Below are 15,859 nucleotides of genomic sequence, written 5' to 3' on the forward strand. Positions count from 1 at the left end.
ATGCAGCAAATCATCAACTTTATTATAAGAAACAAAACGTTTCTACTGTTTTTGTTTTTGTTTGCTGTTGCTATGGGTTTAACTATTCAGTCGCACAAGTACCACAAGAGTAAATTCATCAATTCTGCTAACGCCTTAAGTGGGGGCGTTTATAGTACAATGAATAACATTAGTGAATACTTTAGTCTGAGAAAACAGAATGATGTGCTTTCTGAAGAGAATAGCCGTTTGAAGTCATTACTTTATAACTCAGAAGAACAAACTGATTCAATACTATTAAACAACGATATTATCGATCCTAGATATGTACTCACTTCAGCTAAAGTATTAAAGAACGGTTACTCCTCTCCAAATAATGTTTTACTCATAAATAAGGGTAAAAATGATAGTATTAAGCAGGATTTCGGAGTTATAACATCCAAAGGGATATTGGGAATCGTAGATAATACCAGTAATAAATTCTCCACTGTCATTTCAATACTAAACACCGATAGCCGTATTAGCACCCAACTGTTAAAAACCAATCATTTTGGTACCCTAACTTGGAATGGAAAATCACCTACCTATGTACAACTTATAGATATTCCAAAAATTGCCCCTGTAGAAGTGGGGGATACAATAATCACTTCAGGCCGTTCAGCTATATTCCCAAAAGGAATTCATGTAGGAGTTATAGATAGTTTTGAGCTAGATGAAGCGGAAAACTTTTACCTTATTCAAGTAAGACTCTTTAACGATATGACCAATGTAGAGCATGTATACGTTATAGAAAATAAAGATGCTATAGAAATCAATACACTATTAAACCCAACAAATGAATAATACCATAGCTGCAAATATCGTTCGATTTGTAGTATTGGTACTAATTCAGGTATTGGTACTTAACCATGTTAATTTTATGGGGTATATAAACCCATATATTTATATACTTTTTGTAGCAATCTTTCCTCTGCATACTAATAGATTGCCTCTATTATTTTTTAGCTTTCTATTGGGGCTTACAGTCGATATATTTGCAGATTCAGGAGGTATTCATGCAGCTGCTGCACTATGCATTGCTTACATAAGACCCTTGGCCCTAAAATTTTGTTTTGGAACGAGTTATGAGCACCAGACCATTAAGTTTAGTCATGTGGACTTTGCTCCAAAAATAACTTACTTTACCATATTAACTTTTATCCACCATTTCATTCTATATTTATTAGAATTTTTTAACGTTTCTCAGATAATTTTAATACTTCAAAAAACGTTATTTTCGGGCATTTTTACTATAATAGTGTGTATACTCATAACCATTTTGTTTAGCAGAAGCACCAAATGAGACATTTTCTATTATTTTTCTCAATAATTGCCGTCGGTTTAATATTCATTTCCCGATTGTTTTATCTTCAGGTATATAGTGGCGAATCACTAAACCTATTAGAGGATAACGCTATTCGAAAGGTTTATGATTATCCAAAACGTGGGTTCGTATACGATCGAAATGGAAAACTCCTGGTATCTAACCAGCCATCCTATGATGTGATGGTTATCCCAAGGGAAGTTAAACCATTAGATACTACTGAATTTTGTAATCTATTGAAAATAGACAAAGAAACTTTTAAAAAGAAATTCGTAAAAGCTAAAAATTACTCTCCAAGGCTTCCTTCTGTGTTTGTAAACCACCTTTCAAAAGAAGATTATGCCGTACTTCAAGAAAAGATGAGAAAGTTTGAAGGTTTCTATATTCAAAAACGATTGCTACGCCATTATGAAACTACTGTTGGAGCTAATGTATTGGGTAATATCGGTGAAGTAAATCATTCAAAAATAAAAAACGACCCTTACTATAATATGGGTGATCTCATTGGAAAAGATGGCATTGAGATTTCTTACGAAAATGAATTACGAGGTGTAAAAGGGATCAAGTTTATACAAAAGGACCGCTTCAATAGAGATATAGGACCATATAAAGACGGTAAGTACGACACCTTACCTCAACAAGGAAAAGACATTACTATTACCATAGATGCTACCCTTCAGGAATATGGAGAAAAACTTATGAAAAATAAACGAGGAGGAATTATTGCCATAGAACCATCAAGTGGTGAAATCCTGGCAATGATAACTGCCCCTAGTTATAACCCTAATTTATTGGTTGGTCGAGAACGTTCTAAGAATTTCACAAAACTTTATTACGATTCAATTGCGAAACCTCTGTACGATAGAAGCTTATTGGCTATGTATGAACCGGGATCACCATTTAAAACATTGAACGCCCTAATTGCACTACAAGAAGGGGTTATTTCTCCAGAAGAAAAAATAACCTGTTATCATGGTTATCGTTATGGAAATCGTTTTATGGGTTGTCACTGTCCTTCTGGAGCACGTAATAATATGAGACGCGGTATTGAAGTATCTTGTAATGCTTATTTTGCAACAGTTTACCGAAGAATTATTGATAATTATGATTCTCCGGCAATTGGAATGGACAAATGGAACAAACATGTAACCAGTTTTGGATTAGGCAACTTCCTTGGTAATGATCTATCTAAAGGTCAACCAGGAAAAATCCCTGATGCAGAGATGTACGACAGTTGGTATGGTCAAAATCGTTGGTATACAACCTTTACTATTTCCAATGCCATTGGTCAAGGTGAGGTACAAACTACACCTATACAACTCGCTAATATGACGACTGCTATTGCAAATCGTGGTTATTATTATACACCTCATATTATTAAGTCTATTGAAAACGATACAATCCCAAAGAAATACACTGTTCCAAATAAAACAACAGTAGCTGAGGAAAACTTCTATCCAGTTATAGAAGGCATGCACGATGTATTCCGATGGGGAACGGCTAAAAATTTAAAATCCCCTGGGATTGAAATTTGTGGTAAAACAGGTACTGCCGAAAACTTTATAAAAATAGATGGTAAGCGTATGCAGCTTACCGACCACTCCATTTTCATAGCTTTCGCTCCAAAAGACAACCCAAAAATTGCTTTGGCAGTATTTGTTGAAAACGGTTATTGGGGAGCTCGCTATGCTGGACGCATTGCTACTTTAATGATTGAAAAATACATTAAAAGAGAAATCACCAGAACCGACTTAGAAGAGTGGATTTTGTCCCATAGCCTAGAAGAGGAATATGAAAAACCTTATTCAGGCAAACCATTTTTAATTAACCAATAATGTATAGAGAGAGTACGAAGCACTATAATTTCGATTGGATTACAATATTACTTTTTATGCTCCTTGTTGGCTTTGGATGGTTCAACATTCTCTCTGCTTCCCATACTGGTGATACGGTAGACTATTTTGATTTTTCACAACCGTATGGAAAGCAACTGGTTTTTATTCTGCTAACATTAGGGCTGATAATTTTAATACTCTCAATAGAAGCTAAATTTTATGAACGGTTTTCAAGCATAATTTATCTTGCCGGCTTATTACTTTTGGCTGGACTTTTTCTATTTGGGAAGAACGTTAACGGAGCAACCTCATGGTATGCAATAGGGAGTTTTACTATTCAACCAAGTGAATTTGCAAAAACAGCCACAGCTCTTGCCATGGCCAAATACATAAGTGACCTTCAAACAGACTTAAAAAATTTTAAGGACCAGCTTCGCGCTTTTGCAATTATTGGTATTCCTGCAATATTAATATTGCTTCAAAATGATGCTGGGAGTACCTTAGTCTATGCTTCATTCTTTTTTGTGTTATATCGTGAAGGGTTACCCAAAATATATCTTAACTTAAGTGTTATGGCTGTTGTGCTAGCCATTTCATCTCTAAAATTTGGAACAATAGCCACAGCTATAATTACAATCATCTTGGTCTTTACCAATTACTATATGAAAAAACGTAAGCCAACAATAATTCAACCTATAGTGACAACTATACTTTCTATTGGTTTGGCTTTTGGGGTTCAATTCTTTTACAAACATGTATTGCAGCCACATCAACAGGATAGGATTAGTTTATGGCTCCGTTTGGAAAAAGACCCTGCAAAGATTGCAGAAATGCGACGAAGCATTCTATATAACCTATATGAAAGCGAGAAAGCTATTAGCTCTGGAGGACTAACAGGAAGAGGCTTTATGGAAGGAACACGCACAACAGGTAAGTTTGTTCCAGAACAACATACCGATTATATTTTTAGTACTGTTGGCGAAGAATGGGGATTTTTAGGTAGTACCTTGGTCGTTATACTTTTTGTATTGCTACTTTTACGAATCCTTCATTTGGCAGAGCAGCAAAAATCACAATTCAGTAGAGTTTATGGCTATAGCGTAGCCTCTATTTTCTTTTTTCATTTCCTTATCAATATAGGTATGGTTATGGGATTAATACCAACTATTGGTATACCACTACCTTTTTTTAGCTACGGAGGCTCAGGTCTTTGGGGTTTTACTATTTTGCTTTTTATTTTTGTTAAGTTAGATTCCAATAAAATTAATGAGTGGTAAACACTTTAAAATAAGTTTAGTGTAGCTACTGTATCAAATTACTTTTTGAATACTAATTACAATTTCGAAGTTATTACCAATAAGCCTATTCATTCTACCCCCTAAAACACGAGACACGCAAAAACCTAAATAGCAACCTGTTACAAAATAGTCTTCAATTGATTTTATGTATATTTATAATACTAAAAGCTATTAACCAACCATAAAATGAAGACAATCAAACCAAAAAACCGTGTTATTGCCCTTTTTATTTTCCTCCTGTTTTCAATTCAGTTATTTTCACAAGAATCACAAGAACCTTCAAGCGCAGATGCTTTGGCTCAAAAGCTTCAAAATCCAGTTTCGGATTTAATCAGTGTACCTTTTCAGGGAAATTTTGATTTTGGTGTTGGCCCAAATGATGGCACTCGAATAACAACCAACATCCAACCAGTTATTCCACTGAGTATTAGCGAGGATTGGAATCTTATCGCTAGGGTAATTCTACCTGTAGTTTACCAAAATGATGTATACGGTGATAGCGGCAATCAATTTGGGTTGGGTGATATTGTGGCAAGTGGATTTTTCTCTCCTAAAGAACCTAGTTCTGGAGGAATAATTTGGGGGGTAGGTCCAGTTTTGCTTATTCCCACCGGTACTGATCAATTATTAAGTTCCAAAAAGTTTGGATTAGGACCAACAGCCGTAATCCTAAAACAAGCTGGTTCCATAACCGTCGGGGCATTGGCCAATCACATTTGGTCTGTAGCCGGAGATAGTGATCGTACAGATGTCAACGCCACTTTTTTACAACCTTTTGTTGCAAAAAATTTTGATGGGGGCTATGCACTTGCTTTAAATACTGAGCTTACTCAAAATTGGGAGTCGGATAGCACTATCGGTTTTTTTCACCTAGTTGGATCTAAAATTGTTCCAATTGGTTCTCAGCTTACCCAAGTCTTTATTGGTCCTCGTATTCCTTATGGGGGTGGCAATACAACCGATTGGGGGTTTCGAGCCGGAATAACACTACTGTTTCCTAAATAAATTTCATTTTACTTCAATTTACTTATACAGAAAATTGTCATGAAATATAAATTATGATGATACTATTCTGTCCAATCTGATTCTAGGTTTTTTTCCTAGATAATAGAGTGTTTCAAAAGAATTTGACAGTATTTAAATGAGTAGGTTGATTTTTAAAGAACAACCATTTAAAAGAGAAAATTATGAAAGCTAAAATCACTCTCATCGTTATTAGTATTATGGCAACATTACCCCTATTCTCTCAAGAAATAGAAATCTCATTTTACGGTAATTATGTCTTCGATGACAGCTTTGACTCCTATTTTGATAGAGGAGCTTATTACGATGGTAAGATAAAAGGGGGGGGCCAATGGGGTGTGGGTGCAGAATACTTAGCTCATGAGTATACAGGTGTTGAACTGATTTACATAAGACAGGATACTAGTTCCCCTACCTATTACCAATTTTACGATAGCTATTTTCCACAGGGTCAATTCACAGAGTTTGATTTAGCTATAAATTACATTATGCTTGGTGGTGTACGCCACTATAGAAAGCAAAACTCTCCAATTGAAGGTTTTGGAGGTTTAATGGCAGGAATGGTCATAGCCAATATTGACAACCCAGACAATGGAAACAACGATAGTACTACCAAATTTAGCTGGGGTGCAAAATTGGGGCTTACTTATTGGGCTTCATCAAACTTTGGAATAAAATTACAGACTCAACTACTATCTGCTGTACAAGCCATGGGCGGAGGCCTTTACTTTAGTGGGTACGGGGTTTCTACTGGAGTAAGCTCATACTCGACAATTTACCAATTTAGCTTAGGTGGTGGTATTGTTTTCAAGCCATAACTAAATTAGTGTTTTAATCTCAACTCTAAAAACAAAGGAAATCTTACAGTTAAATCACCTCGCCAGAATAATGTTAACAATTCTATTAAGGGCGGTACAGGGTTTACTTTATTATTGGCTTCTTTATAACGCTGTACACCTGACCAAGAATTAAGGTAACCATTCAAATGTTCCAAACTCCATAAAGTTTCAACAAATAATTTCTTGGGCATTGGAATTGCATTGAAAGGAAAATCAATCTCTTTGTAACGATTATCAATATGGCGCCTCTCATCATTCCAATAAGGCTTGATAGTATCTTCATAAAAAAATCTGATGTACTTATCTATCCTGGGAGAAACCTCCAATAAATCGTAGCCCCATACAGCCAAAAGTCCTCCTGGCTTTAGCACCCTGTCCACTTCTTTAAAAAACGCATCGATATCAAACCAATGTATTGCTTGACCAACGGTAATCAAATCGAAACTATTATCCGGAAAAGATGTTTCCTCTGCACGCATTAAGTCATATAATATATTATCACGTTTTTCTGCCATAGACAATTGACTAGAACTTATATCTGTAGCAATTACATTTTTAAATTGGGTTGACAATGCTACTGCTACCTGCCCGTTACCCGTAGCACAATCCCAACACCTATCTCTCACCCTAGTATGCCTTAATATAGTATTGTAAAGCTCTTGAGGATAAACTGGCCTGTATTTTTTAAAATACCTAGACTGTTCTGAAAATCTATCTTTTATAGGTTTCACATTAATATATTAGATTAAACTCACTTCTAATGTAATTCATTTCAACGATAACAAAATGAAATTCATTCAACTTAAAATTATTGTAAATAAATTCTATCAACTCCGACTGAAAACCATAATTTCACAACTCAATTCAAAAAGATCATACGCATGCAAAAAACCTATTACGACCCAAAAGACCTTAAAAAATTTGGAAAGGTTTCTGAATGGAATGAAGAATTGGGAGAAAAATTCTTCGAATATTACAATTCTGTATTCAAAGAAGGAGCACTTTCGGAAAGGGAAAAATCGCTTATTGCTTTAGCCGTTGCCCATACAGTGCAATGTCCTTACTGCATTGATGCTTACACTGGAGACGGACTTCAACGCGGAATTACCCGAGAGGAAATGATGGAAGCTGTTCATGTTGCGACAGCTATTCGCGGTGGCTCTTCGTTAGTTCATGGCGTGCAAATGATGAACAAAGTTAAAAAGTTGGAAATGTAAACTGATACACAATAAGAAATATGATTCCTTAAAACGTTTCAATTCAAAGCAGAGAAATGGCCTTAAAATCATTACATAAACGACATAGTATTTTGGCAGATTCCCAAGAACAACTAAAGTTCCTATCCAATGGTGTTTTTGCTAATGGTGAGCTTCCCACATTTAAAGACAAGCTAAAACAATGTGGCCTTGCTCCACTCCGCTCCAGACAACTTGAAATTCTTCAAATAAATTTGGGTTATATGTGCAACCAAGTGTGTGCCCATTGCCATGTTGATGCAGGACCTGACCGAAAGGAAATCATGACCAAGGAAACTATGGAGCAATGCCTGGAAGCCATAAAAAAAACCAATGCACACACCTTAGATCTTACCGGTGGTGCACCTGAGATGAACCCCAATTTTCGTTGGTTTGTTGTAGAAGCCAAAAAAATTGGAGTTGACGATATAATTGTAAGATCTAATCTAACTATCATCACTTCCAATAAAAAATACCACGACCTACCGGAGTTCTTCAAAAAAAACAATGTTCATGTAGTTTCTTCTATGCCCCATTGGACAAAATGCAAAACTGATAACCAGCGTGGCGAAGGCGTATTCAATAGATCCATCGACGCTTTATTGCGATTAAATAAGGTTGGTTATGGCATGTCTGACTCTAACTTAAAATTGGACCTGGTATATAATCCATCTGGTGCCTTTCTTCCAGCTAATCAAACGCAATTGGAAAAAGAGTTTAAGCATGTGCTTCAAGAAAAATACAACATTCATTTTAACAACCTCTTTACAATTACCAATCTCCCTATCAGTAGGTTTTTGGATTTTTTAATTGCCTCAGACAATTATGAAGAATATATATACGAACTCGTAGAAGCTTTTAATCCTGCTGCAGTAACCAACGTAATGTGTACCAATACTCTATCTGTTGGTTGGAATGGTCAGCTTTACGATTGCGATTTCAATCAAATGCTCCAACTTACAGTAAAGAGTCCCATAAAGCATATTTCTCAATACAACAAAACCGTTTTAAATAACCGGGATATTGCCATTTCCCAACACTGCTACGGGTGCACTGCTGGAGCAGGAAGTAGCTGCCAAGGAGCTGTTGTTTAAATTACCTATCAATATAAACCATGCCTGATAAAAACACAAAATCACTATTAATAATATTTGCAAAGCACCCAGAATTGGGTCAGGTAAAAACCCGTTTAGCCAAAGAGATTGGACCCGAATCAGCTTTAACCATCTATGACCAATTACTGAACCACACCAACCAAATCACAAAAGAGCTTAACGTTGACATTAGAATTTGTTATTCTGGCTCATCTTCTAAAAATAGAATTGAAACTTTTGCAGATTACCAACACAAACCCCAACAAGGAAATGATTTGGGCGAACGCATGAAACATTCCTTTAAAGAGGCTTTAACCGAAGGCTACCAAGAAATCATTTTAATAGGAAGCGACATATTTGAACTACAAGCCAATCACATAAAAAAAGCATTCCAAAGCTTAATTACCTGCGATGTTGTCCTTGGTCCTTCTAAAGATGGAGGCTACTATTTGATAGGAATGAAAAACCTGATCCCTAATTTATTCGAAAACAAGTTGTGGAGCACCAAAACAGTTCTTAGGGATACATTATCAGATTTACAGGGAGAAGCTGTATTTTTGTTAGAAGAACTTAATGACATAGACTCTCTCGATGACCTTAAATCTTGTCCGTCATTATATAATTTCTTAGATAACCATGATTAAATATATAGAAGAAACTACCGCCTATTTGCGGGACAAAGGATTTGAAAATCCCGAAATAGGAATCATATTGGGAACTGGATTAGGGCAATTACTCGAGCATGTAGAAATCATCAAAGAAGTTAGTTATAATCACATCCCCAACTTCCCTACCGCAACCGTAGAATTTCATAAGGGAAAATTAATCTATGGGAACCTTGAAGGTAAAAAAGTAGTGATTATGCAAGGACGTTTCCATCTTTACGAGGGGTATACACTTCAGGATGTTACCTACCCTGTAAGAATTATGGAAAAATTAGGTATAAACACATTACTAATTTCCAATGCCTCAGGAGCTGTCAACCTCAACTATAAAAAAGGCGACCTTATGGTGTTAGATGACCATATTAACCTTCAAGGCAGTTCTCCTCTAGCTTTTAAAGGAGTTTCGCTATTAGGTGAGCGCTTTGCCGATATGAGTCAACCTTACAATATATCAATTAATACTCGCTTTAAGGAAATTGCAAAAGACCACAACATTACCCTCCACGAAGGTGTTTATGCCAGTATGTTAGGCCCTCAGCTAGAAACCCGAGCAGAATACCGCATGCTTAAGATTATAGGTGCCGATGCTGTTGGGATGAGTACCGTTCCAGAAGTAATCGTAGCTAATCATTTAAATTTAAAAGTAGCTGCCGTATCTGTACTTACCGACGAATGCGACCCTGACAATTTACACCCTGTAAACATTGAGGAAATCATTGGTATTGCCAAGAAAGCAGAACCTAAAATGATTACGCTATTTAAAGAACTTATTAAGAATTTGTAATCCTCAATCTGTTGTGTTTAAAGTCGTTTTTCGACAAAATATAGATGAACTCCATTTGCTGTAACATATGTTACAACTACTACCCAGCATACTGTTTATTTTTGAATTATGGAAAAGTACATCGATATAATAGCTAATTCTTATAGTGGGTACCTCAATTATTTAAAACAATTACTTCTGTTTAAGTATCATTGGGATAACTACTTTTATGGATTGATCATAATTTCACTAGTCGTTTGGTTATTGGAAATAAAATTTCCTTGGAGAAAGAATCAACCTATATTCAGGAAGGATTTTTGGTTGGACACCTTTTACATGTTTTTCAACTTTTTCCTTCTTAACCTCATTGTCCTAATAGCACTTTCCAATACCACTGCCGAAATATTCAACGATATTCTTGATGTGGTTGGACTTTCTGTTTCCAGTTTCCAGTTGTTCGATGTCGACAACATGCCACGTGCATTAGGGCTTTTTGTATTTTTTATAATTTCAGATTTCGTACAATGGAATACACATCGCTTATTACATAAAATTCCATTCCTTTGGAATTTCCATAAGGTACACCACAGTGTAAAACAAATGGGGTTCGCTGCCCACTTGCGCTACCACTGGATGGAACCTGTTGTTTATAAATCGTTATTGTATATCCCTATCGCTATCATTGGAGGTTTCGATGCTCAGGATGTTGCCATTGTTCACTTTTTTGCTATTACTATTGGTCATCTTAACCATGCTAATTTAGGATGGGACTATGGTATTTTGAAATACGTTCTCAATAATCCGAAGATGCATATCTGGCACCATGCCAAAGCCCTCCCTCAAAATGTAAGATATGGTGTAAACTTTGGACTAACACTAAGCCTTTGGGACTATATTTTTAAAACCAATTATATTCCCCATAACGGAAGGGATATAGAATTGGGGTTTGAAGGCGATGAACAATTTCCGAAGGATTTCATAGGTCAGGAACTATACCCGATTTCCAAGAAGGATTAAAAACACGACACCATGAAAAGCGAGCAAGCACCCAACACATTCAAATGGGCATTAAAATTTGCCACTACTGCAGGAATTGCAGGGATTTTGTGTTGTGTTGCTCCTGCTGTTTTATTCATGTTAGGATTGATGGGCGGTATTTACGCAATTTCGTTTGCCGATTTTTTCTATGCCGAGAATGGTTCTGCCGGTTTAGGTTCTTGGATATTGCGAATTATGGCTGCTATTATTGGACTTTATGGTATTTATCTGTTTAGAAAAAAACAAAACCAATGTAGTATCGACCCAAAACGAAAACGAAAGAACTTCATTTTAGTCACCCTACTAATTATTGTTCTTGGGGTTGGAATTTACCTAACTTTGGAAACATGGTCTTCCTGGTACTTTGATAAATACATTGTACCGGCTCAACAGGAAGAATATAAGCAAATGCAACAAAATCAATAATCCAAAAAGTTTGAACTCCACTTACAATGACTCGAATTTCTGTCATCATTCCCGCTTTTAATGAAGAACACGCCATAGGTAAAGTCATCAAGGATATTCCCAAATCTGTTCAAGAAATCATAGTTGTAAATAATGGTTCTATAGACAATACGGCATTAGTTGCCCAAAAGGCTGGTGCCACTGTACTAACAGAACCCAGAAAAGGATATGGGTATGCATGCCTTAAAGGAATAGAACATATTGGGAAGCAATCGGAGAAAACGGATATTGTTGTTTTTCTGGATGGAGATTATAGTGATTACCCTGAAGAATTATCTAAACTAATCAAACCTATAGTAAATGACAATATAGATTTTGTAATAGGCTCGAGAGTAAAACGACTACGTGAAGGTGGTGCTATGACACCTCAACAAGTCTTTGGAAATTGGCTCGCGACTAGCTTAATGAATAAAGTGTTTGACGCAAACTACACTGATCTTGGTCCATTTAGAGCTATTACTTATGATAAGTTATTAGCGATAAATATGCAGGACAAAACATACGGTTGGACTGTAGAAATGCAATTAAAAGCCCTAAAGCACAAACTTAAATATATCGAAATCCCTGTTCGATACAAATGTAGAATTGGAGAATCTAAAGTCTCTGGAACGGTAAAAGGCACCATAATGGCTGGCTACAAAATATTGGGTTGGATATTAAAATACAGTATTAGCAAGTGATTTTAGACATAATCATATTAGCCATTTACTCCTTATCTCTGCTGTTTATTTTTCTTTATTCACTTTCTCAGCTAAACCTTTTAATCAACTACCTCAAAGCAAAGAAATCTCCAGAAACATCTCTCGAATTGGATTTAAAGAACCTAAATTCACTTCCTCAGGTTACCATTCAGCTCCCTGTTTATAATGAACTTTATGTGATGGACCGCTTATTGGACAATATTGCCTTGATAGACTACCCAAAAGACAAACTTGAAATCCAAGTGTTAGACGACTCTACGGATGAGTCTGTTCTGCTAACAGCCCAAAAAGTTGGTATACTAAAGAGAGACGGCCTGGATATAAAGCACATACGTAGAAAAAACAGAAACGGATTTAAAGCTGGTGCTTTAAAAGATGGATTAGCAATTGCCAAAGGAGAATTTATAGCCATATTCGATGCTGATTTTCTCCCCAAGTCAGATTGGTTAAAACAAACGCTCCCTTACTTTAAAAATGACAAAATCGGAGCTGTTCAGACACGTTGGGGACATATCAATCGCAATTATTCATTACTCACCAAAGTTCAAGCTTTTGCACTTGATGCCCACTTTACATTGGAACAGGTTGGAAGAAATGCAGCCAATCATTTTATCAACTTTAACGGTACTGCAGGTATATGGAGAAAAACATGCATCGAAGATTCTGGAAACTGGAATAGTGACACTCTTACAGAAGATCTTGACCTTAGTTATAGAGCACAATTAAAGCAGTGGAGAATAAAATACTTAGAAAATGTTGTAACCCCTGCTGAATTGCCCGTGGTAATAAGTGCTGCAAAAACTCAACAATTTAGATGGAATAAAGGTGGAGCCGAAAACTTTCGGAAAAATATCATAGCTGTTTTGCAATCTAAAAACGTTTCTACTTCAACAAAACTTCATGCATTTTTCCATTTGCTTAACAGCACCATGTTTTTTAACGTGTTGATTATTGCCCTATTAAGCGTCCCCCTACTTTATATAAAAAGTAATCACCCTTCTTGGGCTCCTTACTTTAACAGTTTGGGGTTCTTATTCATCAGCACTCTTATTTTTTTTATCTGCTATTGGACCATGTATAGAACTATATACGGAAAAACCATAAAACACTTTTTTAGGTTTTCCGGAATGTTTTTAAGTTTCTTTACAATAGCAATGGGATTTTCACTCCATAATTCAATTGCTGTATTAGAAGGTCATCAGGGTAAAAAGAGTCGTTTTATACGAACTCCAAAATTCAATGTGAGCTCAAATACCGATACTTGGAAAGGGAATAAGTATTTATCTCAAAACCTGTCGTTCACTGTAATCTTGGAGGGATTGTTAACACTATACTTTGCCTTTGGTTTATACAGTGCCTTTGTTGTTAAATCTGGAAGTGGCGACTTTGGGTTCATTCTGTTTCACCTCATGTTATTTTTAGGGTTTGGTTTTGTATTTTTTAAGTCCATTAGAACTAAAGCATGAGAGCACTAAAAGTTCAAAAAAAACATTGGTTACTCATTTTGATTGGAGTGCTCACAGCCCTTTTGTACCTTCTTTTTGCATATGACTTAGAAAGAGCCAATTTTATTAAACTGATATCGGTGTATTCTGGGTTATTCATACTGTCTGTATTTCTTGTAAAGTATAATAAGGACAATTTTAAAGTATTAGCTGGACTGGCACTTTTTTTTAGGTTTCTGTTCCTTTTTGCCATACCCAACCTTTCCCAAGATTTTTATAGATTCATTTGGGATGGAAGTGTGATTTTAGAAGGATTTAATCCTTATTTATATACTCCGGATAGTCTTATTTCTAATGGAAAGCTCCCTATCATTCAATCCCAAACATTATATAACGGTATGGGAGGTTTAAGCTCTGGAAACTATACAAATTACCCTCCATTACACCAACTCATATTTACAGTAGCTGCTCTAATCTCCGGAAAGAGTATTCTAGGTTCGGTAATTGTAATGCGACTATTCATTATTCTGGCAGATTTGGGAATACTATACTTCGGAAAGAAACTTTTAGATCAGCTCAATCTTCCAATGTATTCCATTTTCTTGTATTTGCTAAATCCCTTAATTATAATCGAGCTTACTGGAAATCTTCACTTTGAAGGCATTATGGTTTCCTTCTTAATCATTTCACTTTATTTTTTAAACAAACACAAAACCAAATTATCGGCAATAGCACTATCATTTTCGGTATTGGTTAAGCTTATTCCATTAATGTTCTTACCTTTCTTTATACTAAAACTAAATAAAAAGAAAAGGCTTGGCTTTATTACTACTTTTCTATTGGTTAGCACCCTAGCCTTCATACCATTTTTCTCTTTTGATTTTACAGTTCATTTTATAGAAACCGTAGGACTTTGGTTTAATAAGTTCGAATTTAACGGAAGCATTTATTATTTAGTTAGAGTAATCGGCTTCAAACTTTTAGGGTATAACATTATTGGAACTTATGGTTTTGTAATGGTTATTATTACTGTTCTGTTCATAGGAGTGTATTTGATTAAAAACATGCACAACACTTCAACACAACAAATCATTAATGGCTTGTTGATCTGCCTGTCTGTTTATTATTTTTTATCAACAACCATTCATCCATGGTACATTGCTACTTTAATAGCACTTACCGTATTTAGTAAATATAGGTTCCCTTTGGTTTGGAGTTTTACAATAATGCTAAGTTATTATGCCTATGGGAAAATAGGCTTTAGGGAAAATCTTTGGCTAATAACCTTAGAGTATGTTCCGGTTTTCGGATTTTTCGTTTATGAAGTAGTATTAAAAAAACAGCTTGGCGATGAACAAATCGACAACCTCAACAAGAATTAAGATGATAATAATCCATTCCAGTTTACTGCTTTCCTTATGATCCATAATATCCTTGAACAGTTCAAGATTTTCCTTAATAATTTCAATTCTATCCTGAATTAGGTGATAGCGATCCTGCAAATCGAATGCCTGACGCAGATCGATATTCAATTTATTCAATTGTTCATTTTCCCAAGTAATCGCAGGTGCATCAAAAATGTAGAGGTTTTCTGAAATTCTATTTTTAATATTCAGGGTTTTACCAATAAACCGTTTTAACTTATTACCTGAAATATCCAATTTTCCCTTACTTTCAAGATATTGGGTATGTCCATTGGTTTCAGTTAATAATTTTTCAGTTATTTCAGAATAGCGATCCAAAGCTACAGATTGAGAAGCATTTAGCATTACCAAGCGTAACATTTCGGGATTCATCTCTGGTAGAATAACACTCTCAAACTGAACCTTCATTAAATTAGGTTGAATAACCACCTCTATTTCTTCCGATAGTTTTTCAGAAAAATACTCACGGCAAAGAGGTTTAATGGCTTCTAAGGCAGTTTCTATCTCAGCATCGGACAGATTAAAAAAGCTTACAATTCCATATTGAAAAATATAGATAAACTTCTGTTGTGATATTTGATAGAACAATTCGTCACTATCAAAAAAAAGCAACTCCCAACTAAGTTGAGACTTGCTTTGCTTTAAGTTTATAGCACTTGCTACTTGATAAGCTACAACTTTGTACATAAGAT

The 15,859-nt window shown here is 35.5% G+C and carries 17 protein-coding genes; 15 read left to right on the forward strand and 2 right to left on the reverse strand.

What is annotated here, in order from left to right:
- From mreC to PWU04_RS01185, 6 genes are all read left to right on the forward strand, one after another.
- Positions 1-822, forward strand: a complete 822-nt coding sequence (gene mreC, locus PWU04_RS01160) for a rod shape-determining protein MreC (RefSeq protein ID WP_274473966.1) — start codon at positions 1-3, stop codon at positions 820-822.
- The gene (locus tag PWU04_RS01165; protein WP_274473967.1) at positions 815-1,321 is read left to right on the forward strand and encodes a rod shape-determining protein MreD; all 507 of its coding nucleotides are present in this window, start codon (positions 815-817) and stop codon (positions 1,319-1,321) included. Before mreC ends, PWU04_RS01165 begins: the two co-directional genes overlap by 8 nt.
- Positions 1,318-3,177, forward strand: coding sequence for a penicillin-binding protein 2 (gene mrdA / locus PWU04_RS01170; RefSeq protein WP_274473968.1), 1,860 nt, complete (start codon positions 1,318-1,320; stop codon positions 3,175-3,177). The genes PWU04_RS01165 and mrdA overlap by 4 nt, the downstream gene beginning before the upstream one ends.
- Positions 3,177-4,454 carry a rod shape-determining protein RodA gene (rodA, locus tag PWU04_RS01175; protein WP_274473969.1) on the forward strand — a complete coding sequence of 426 codons (1,278 nt, stop codon included), beginning with the start codon at positions 3,177-3,179 and terminating at the stop codon, positions 4,452-4,454. Before mrdA ends, rodA begins: the two co-directional genes overlap by 1 nt.
- A 207-nt stretch (positions 4,455-4,661) precedes the next feature.
- Positions 4,662-5,480: a hypothetical protein gene (locus tag PWU04_RS01180; protein WP_274473970.1), complete on the forward strand. Its 819-nt coding sequence runs from the start codon at positions 4,662-4,664 to the stop codon at positions 5,478-5,480.
- A 182-nt stretch (positions 5,481-5,662) separates the two neighbouring features.
- Positions 5,663-6,316, forward strand: coding sequence for a hypothetical protein (locus PWU04_RS01185; protein ID WP_274473971.1), 654 nt, complete (start codon positions 5,663-5,665; stop codon positions 6,314-6,316).
- A gap of 5 nt (positions 6,317-6,321) precedes the next feature.
- Here PWU04_RS01185 and PWU04_RS01190 read toward each other — a convergent pair whose 3' ends face one another.
- Complete coding sequence (locus tag PWU04_RS01190; RefSeq protein ID WP_274473972.1) at positions 6,322-7,068, reverse strand: class I SAM-dependent methyltransferase; 747 nt, start codon at positions 7,066-7,068, stop codon at positions 6,322-6,324.
- 150 nt (positions 7,069-7,218) lie between these two features.
- Here PWU04_RS01190 and PWU04_RS01195 point away from each other — a divergent pair, with 150 nt between their 5' ends.
- The 9 genes from PWU04_RS01195 (at position 7,219) to PWU04_RS01235 (ending at position 15,125) form a co-directional block, all read left to right on the forward strand.
- Positions 7,219-7,554 (forward strand): arsenosugar biosynthesis-associated peroxidase-like protein, encoded by a 336-nt coding sequence (locus PWU04_RS01195; protein ID WP_274473973.1) that lies wholly within the window; start codon positions 7,219-7,221, stop codon positions 7,552-7,554.
- Between the two features lie 56 nt (positions 7,555-7,610).
- Complete coding sequence (arsS, locus tag PWU04_RS01200) at positions 7,611-8,666, forward strand: arsenosugar biosynthesis radical SAM (seleno)protein ArsS (RefSeq protein WP_274473974.1); 1,056 nt, start codon at positions 7,611-7,613, stop codon at positions 8,664-8,666.
- A gap of 20 nt (positions 8,667-8,686) precedes the next feature.
- Positions 8,687-9,310 carry a TIGR04282 family arsenosugar biosynthesis glycosyltransferase gene (locus PWU04_RS01205; protein WP_274473975.1) on the forward strand — a complete coding sequence of 208 codons (624 nt, stop codon included), beginning with the start codon at positions 8,687-8,689 and terminating at the stop codon, positions 9,308-9,310.
- A complete protein-coding gene (locus tag PWU04_RS01210; RefSeq protein WP_274473976.1) occupies positions 9,303-10,115 on the forward strand; it encodes a purine-nucleoside phosphorylase in 813 nt (270 codons plus the stop codon). The genes PWU04_RS01205 and PWU04_RS01210 overlap by 8 nt, the downstream gene beginning before the upstream one ends.
- Positions 10,116-10,223: 108 nt before the next feature.
- Positions 10,224-11,111, forward strand: coding sequence for a sterol desaturase family protein (locus PWU04_RS01215; protein ID WP_274473977.1), 888 nt, complete (start codon positions 10,224-10,226; stop codon positions 11,109-11,111).
- A 12-nt stretch (positions 11,112-11,123) separates the two neighbouring features.
- Positions 11,124-11,558 carry a hypothetical protein gene (locus PWU04_RS01220; protein WP_274473978.1) on the forward strand — a complete coding sequence of 145 codons (435 nt, stop codon included), beginning with the start codon at positions 11,124-11,126 and terminating at the stop codon, positions 11,556-11,558.
- A gap of 26 nt (positions 11,559-11,584) precedes the next feature.
- A complete protein-coding gene (locus PWU04_RS01225) occupies positions 11,585-12,277 on the forward strand; it encodes a glycosyltransferase family 2 protein (RefSeq protein ID WP_274473979.1) in 693 nt (230 codons plus the stop codon).
- Positions 12,274-13,764 (forward strand): cellulose synthase family protein, encoded by a 1,491-nt coding sequence (locus PWU04_RS01230; protein WP_274473980.1) that lies wholly within the window; start codon positions 12,274-12,276, stop codon positions 13,762-13,764. The genes PWU04_RS01225 and PWU04_RS01230 overlap by 4 nt, the downstream gene beginning before the upstream one ends.
- Positions 13,761-15,125, forward strand: coding sequence for a glycosyltransferase 87 family protein (locus PWU04_RS01235; RefSeq protein ID WP_274473981.1), 1,365 nt, complete (start codon positions 13,761-13,763; stop codon positions 15,123-15,125). The genes PWU04_RS01230 and PWU04_RS01235 overlap by 4 nt, the downstream gene beginning before the upstream one ends.
- On the opposite strand, the gene PWU04_RS01240 is transcribed toward PWU04_RS01235, so the two are convergent.
- Complete coding sequence (locus PWU04_RS01240; RefSeq protein ID WP_274473982.1) at positions 15,075-15,854, reverse strand: RMD1 family protein; 780 nt, start codon at positions 15,852-15,854, stop codon at positions 15,075-15,077. The genes PWU04_RS01235 and PWU04_RS01240 overlap by 51 nt on opposite strands.
- Positions 15,855-15,859: the final 5 nt, after the last annotated feature.

Source organism: Mangrovimonas aestuarii, from assembly GCF_028767185.1.
GTDB lineage: Bacteria > Bacteroidota > Bacteroidia > Flavobacteriales > Flavobacteriaceae > Mangrovimonas_B > Mangrovimonas_B aestuarii.

Coding starts and splice junctions, on each gene's coding strand:
- mreC (WP_274473966.1), top strand. CDS start 1: ATGCAGCAAATCATCAACTTTATTATAAGAAACAAAACGTTTCTACTG.
- PWU04_RS01165 (WP_274473967.1), top strand. CDS start 815: ATGAATAATACCATAGCTGCAAATATCGTTCGATTTGTAGTATTGGTA.
- mrdA (WP_274473968.1), top strand. CDS start 1,318: ATGAGACATTTTCTATTATTTTTCTCAATAATTGCCGTCGGTTTAATA.
- rodA (WP_274473969.1), top strand. CDS start 3,177: ATGTATAGAGAGAGTACGAAGCACTATAATTTCGATTGGATTACAATA.
- PWU04_RS01180 (WP_274473970.1), top strand. CDS start 4,662: ATGAAGACAATCAAACCAAAAAACCGTGTTATTGCCCTTTTTATTTTC.
- PWU04_RS01185 (WP_274473971.1), top strand. CDS start 5,663: ATGAAAGCTAAAATCACTCTCATCGTTATTAGTATTATGGCAACATTA.
- PWU04_RS01195 (WP_274473973.1), top strand. CDS start 7,219: ATGCAAAAAACCTATTACGACCCAAAAGACCTTAAAAAATTTGGAAAG.
- arsS (WP_274473974.1), top strand. CDS start 7,611: ATGGCCTTAAAATCATTACATAAACGACATAGTATTTTGGCAGATTCC.
- PWU04_RS01205 (WP_274473975.1), top strand. CDS start 8,687: ATGCCTGATAAAAACACAAAATCACTATTAATAATATTTGCAAAGCAC.
- PWU04_RS01210 (WP_274473976.1), top strand. CDS start 9,303: ATGATTAAATATATAGAAGAAACTACCGCCTATTTGCGGGACAAAGGA.
- PWU04_RS01215 (WP_274473977.1), top strand. CDS start 10,224: ATGGAAAAGTACATCGATATAATAGCTAATTCTTATAGTGGGTACCTC.
- PWU04_RS01220 (WP_274473978.1), top strand. CDS start 11,124: ATGAAAAGCGAGCAAGCACCCAACACATTCAAATGGGCATTAAAATTT.
- PWU04_RS01225 (WP_274473979.1), top strand. CDS start 11,585: ATGACTCGAATTTCTGTCATCATTCCCGCTTTTAATGAAGAACACGCC.
- PWU04_RS01235 (WP_274473981.1), top strand. CDS start 13,761: ATGAGAGCACTAAAAGTTCAAAAAAAACATTGGTTACTCATTTTGATT.
- PWU04_RS01240 (WP_274473982.1), bottom strand. CDS start 15,854: ATGTACAAAGTTGTAGCTTATCAAGTAGCAAGTGCTATAAACTTAAAG.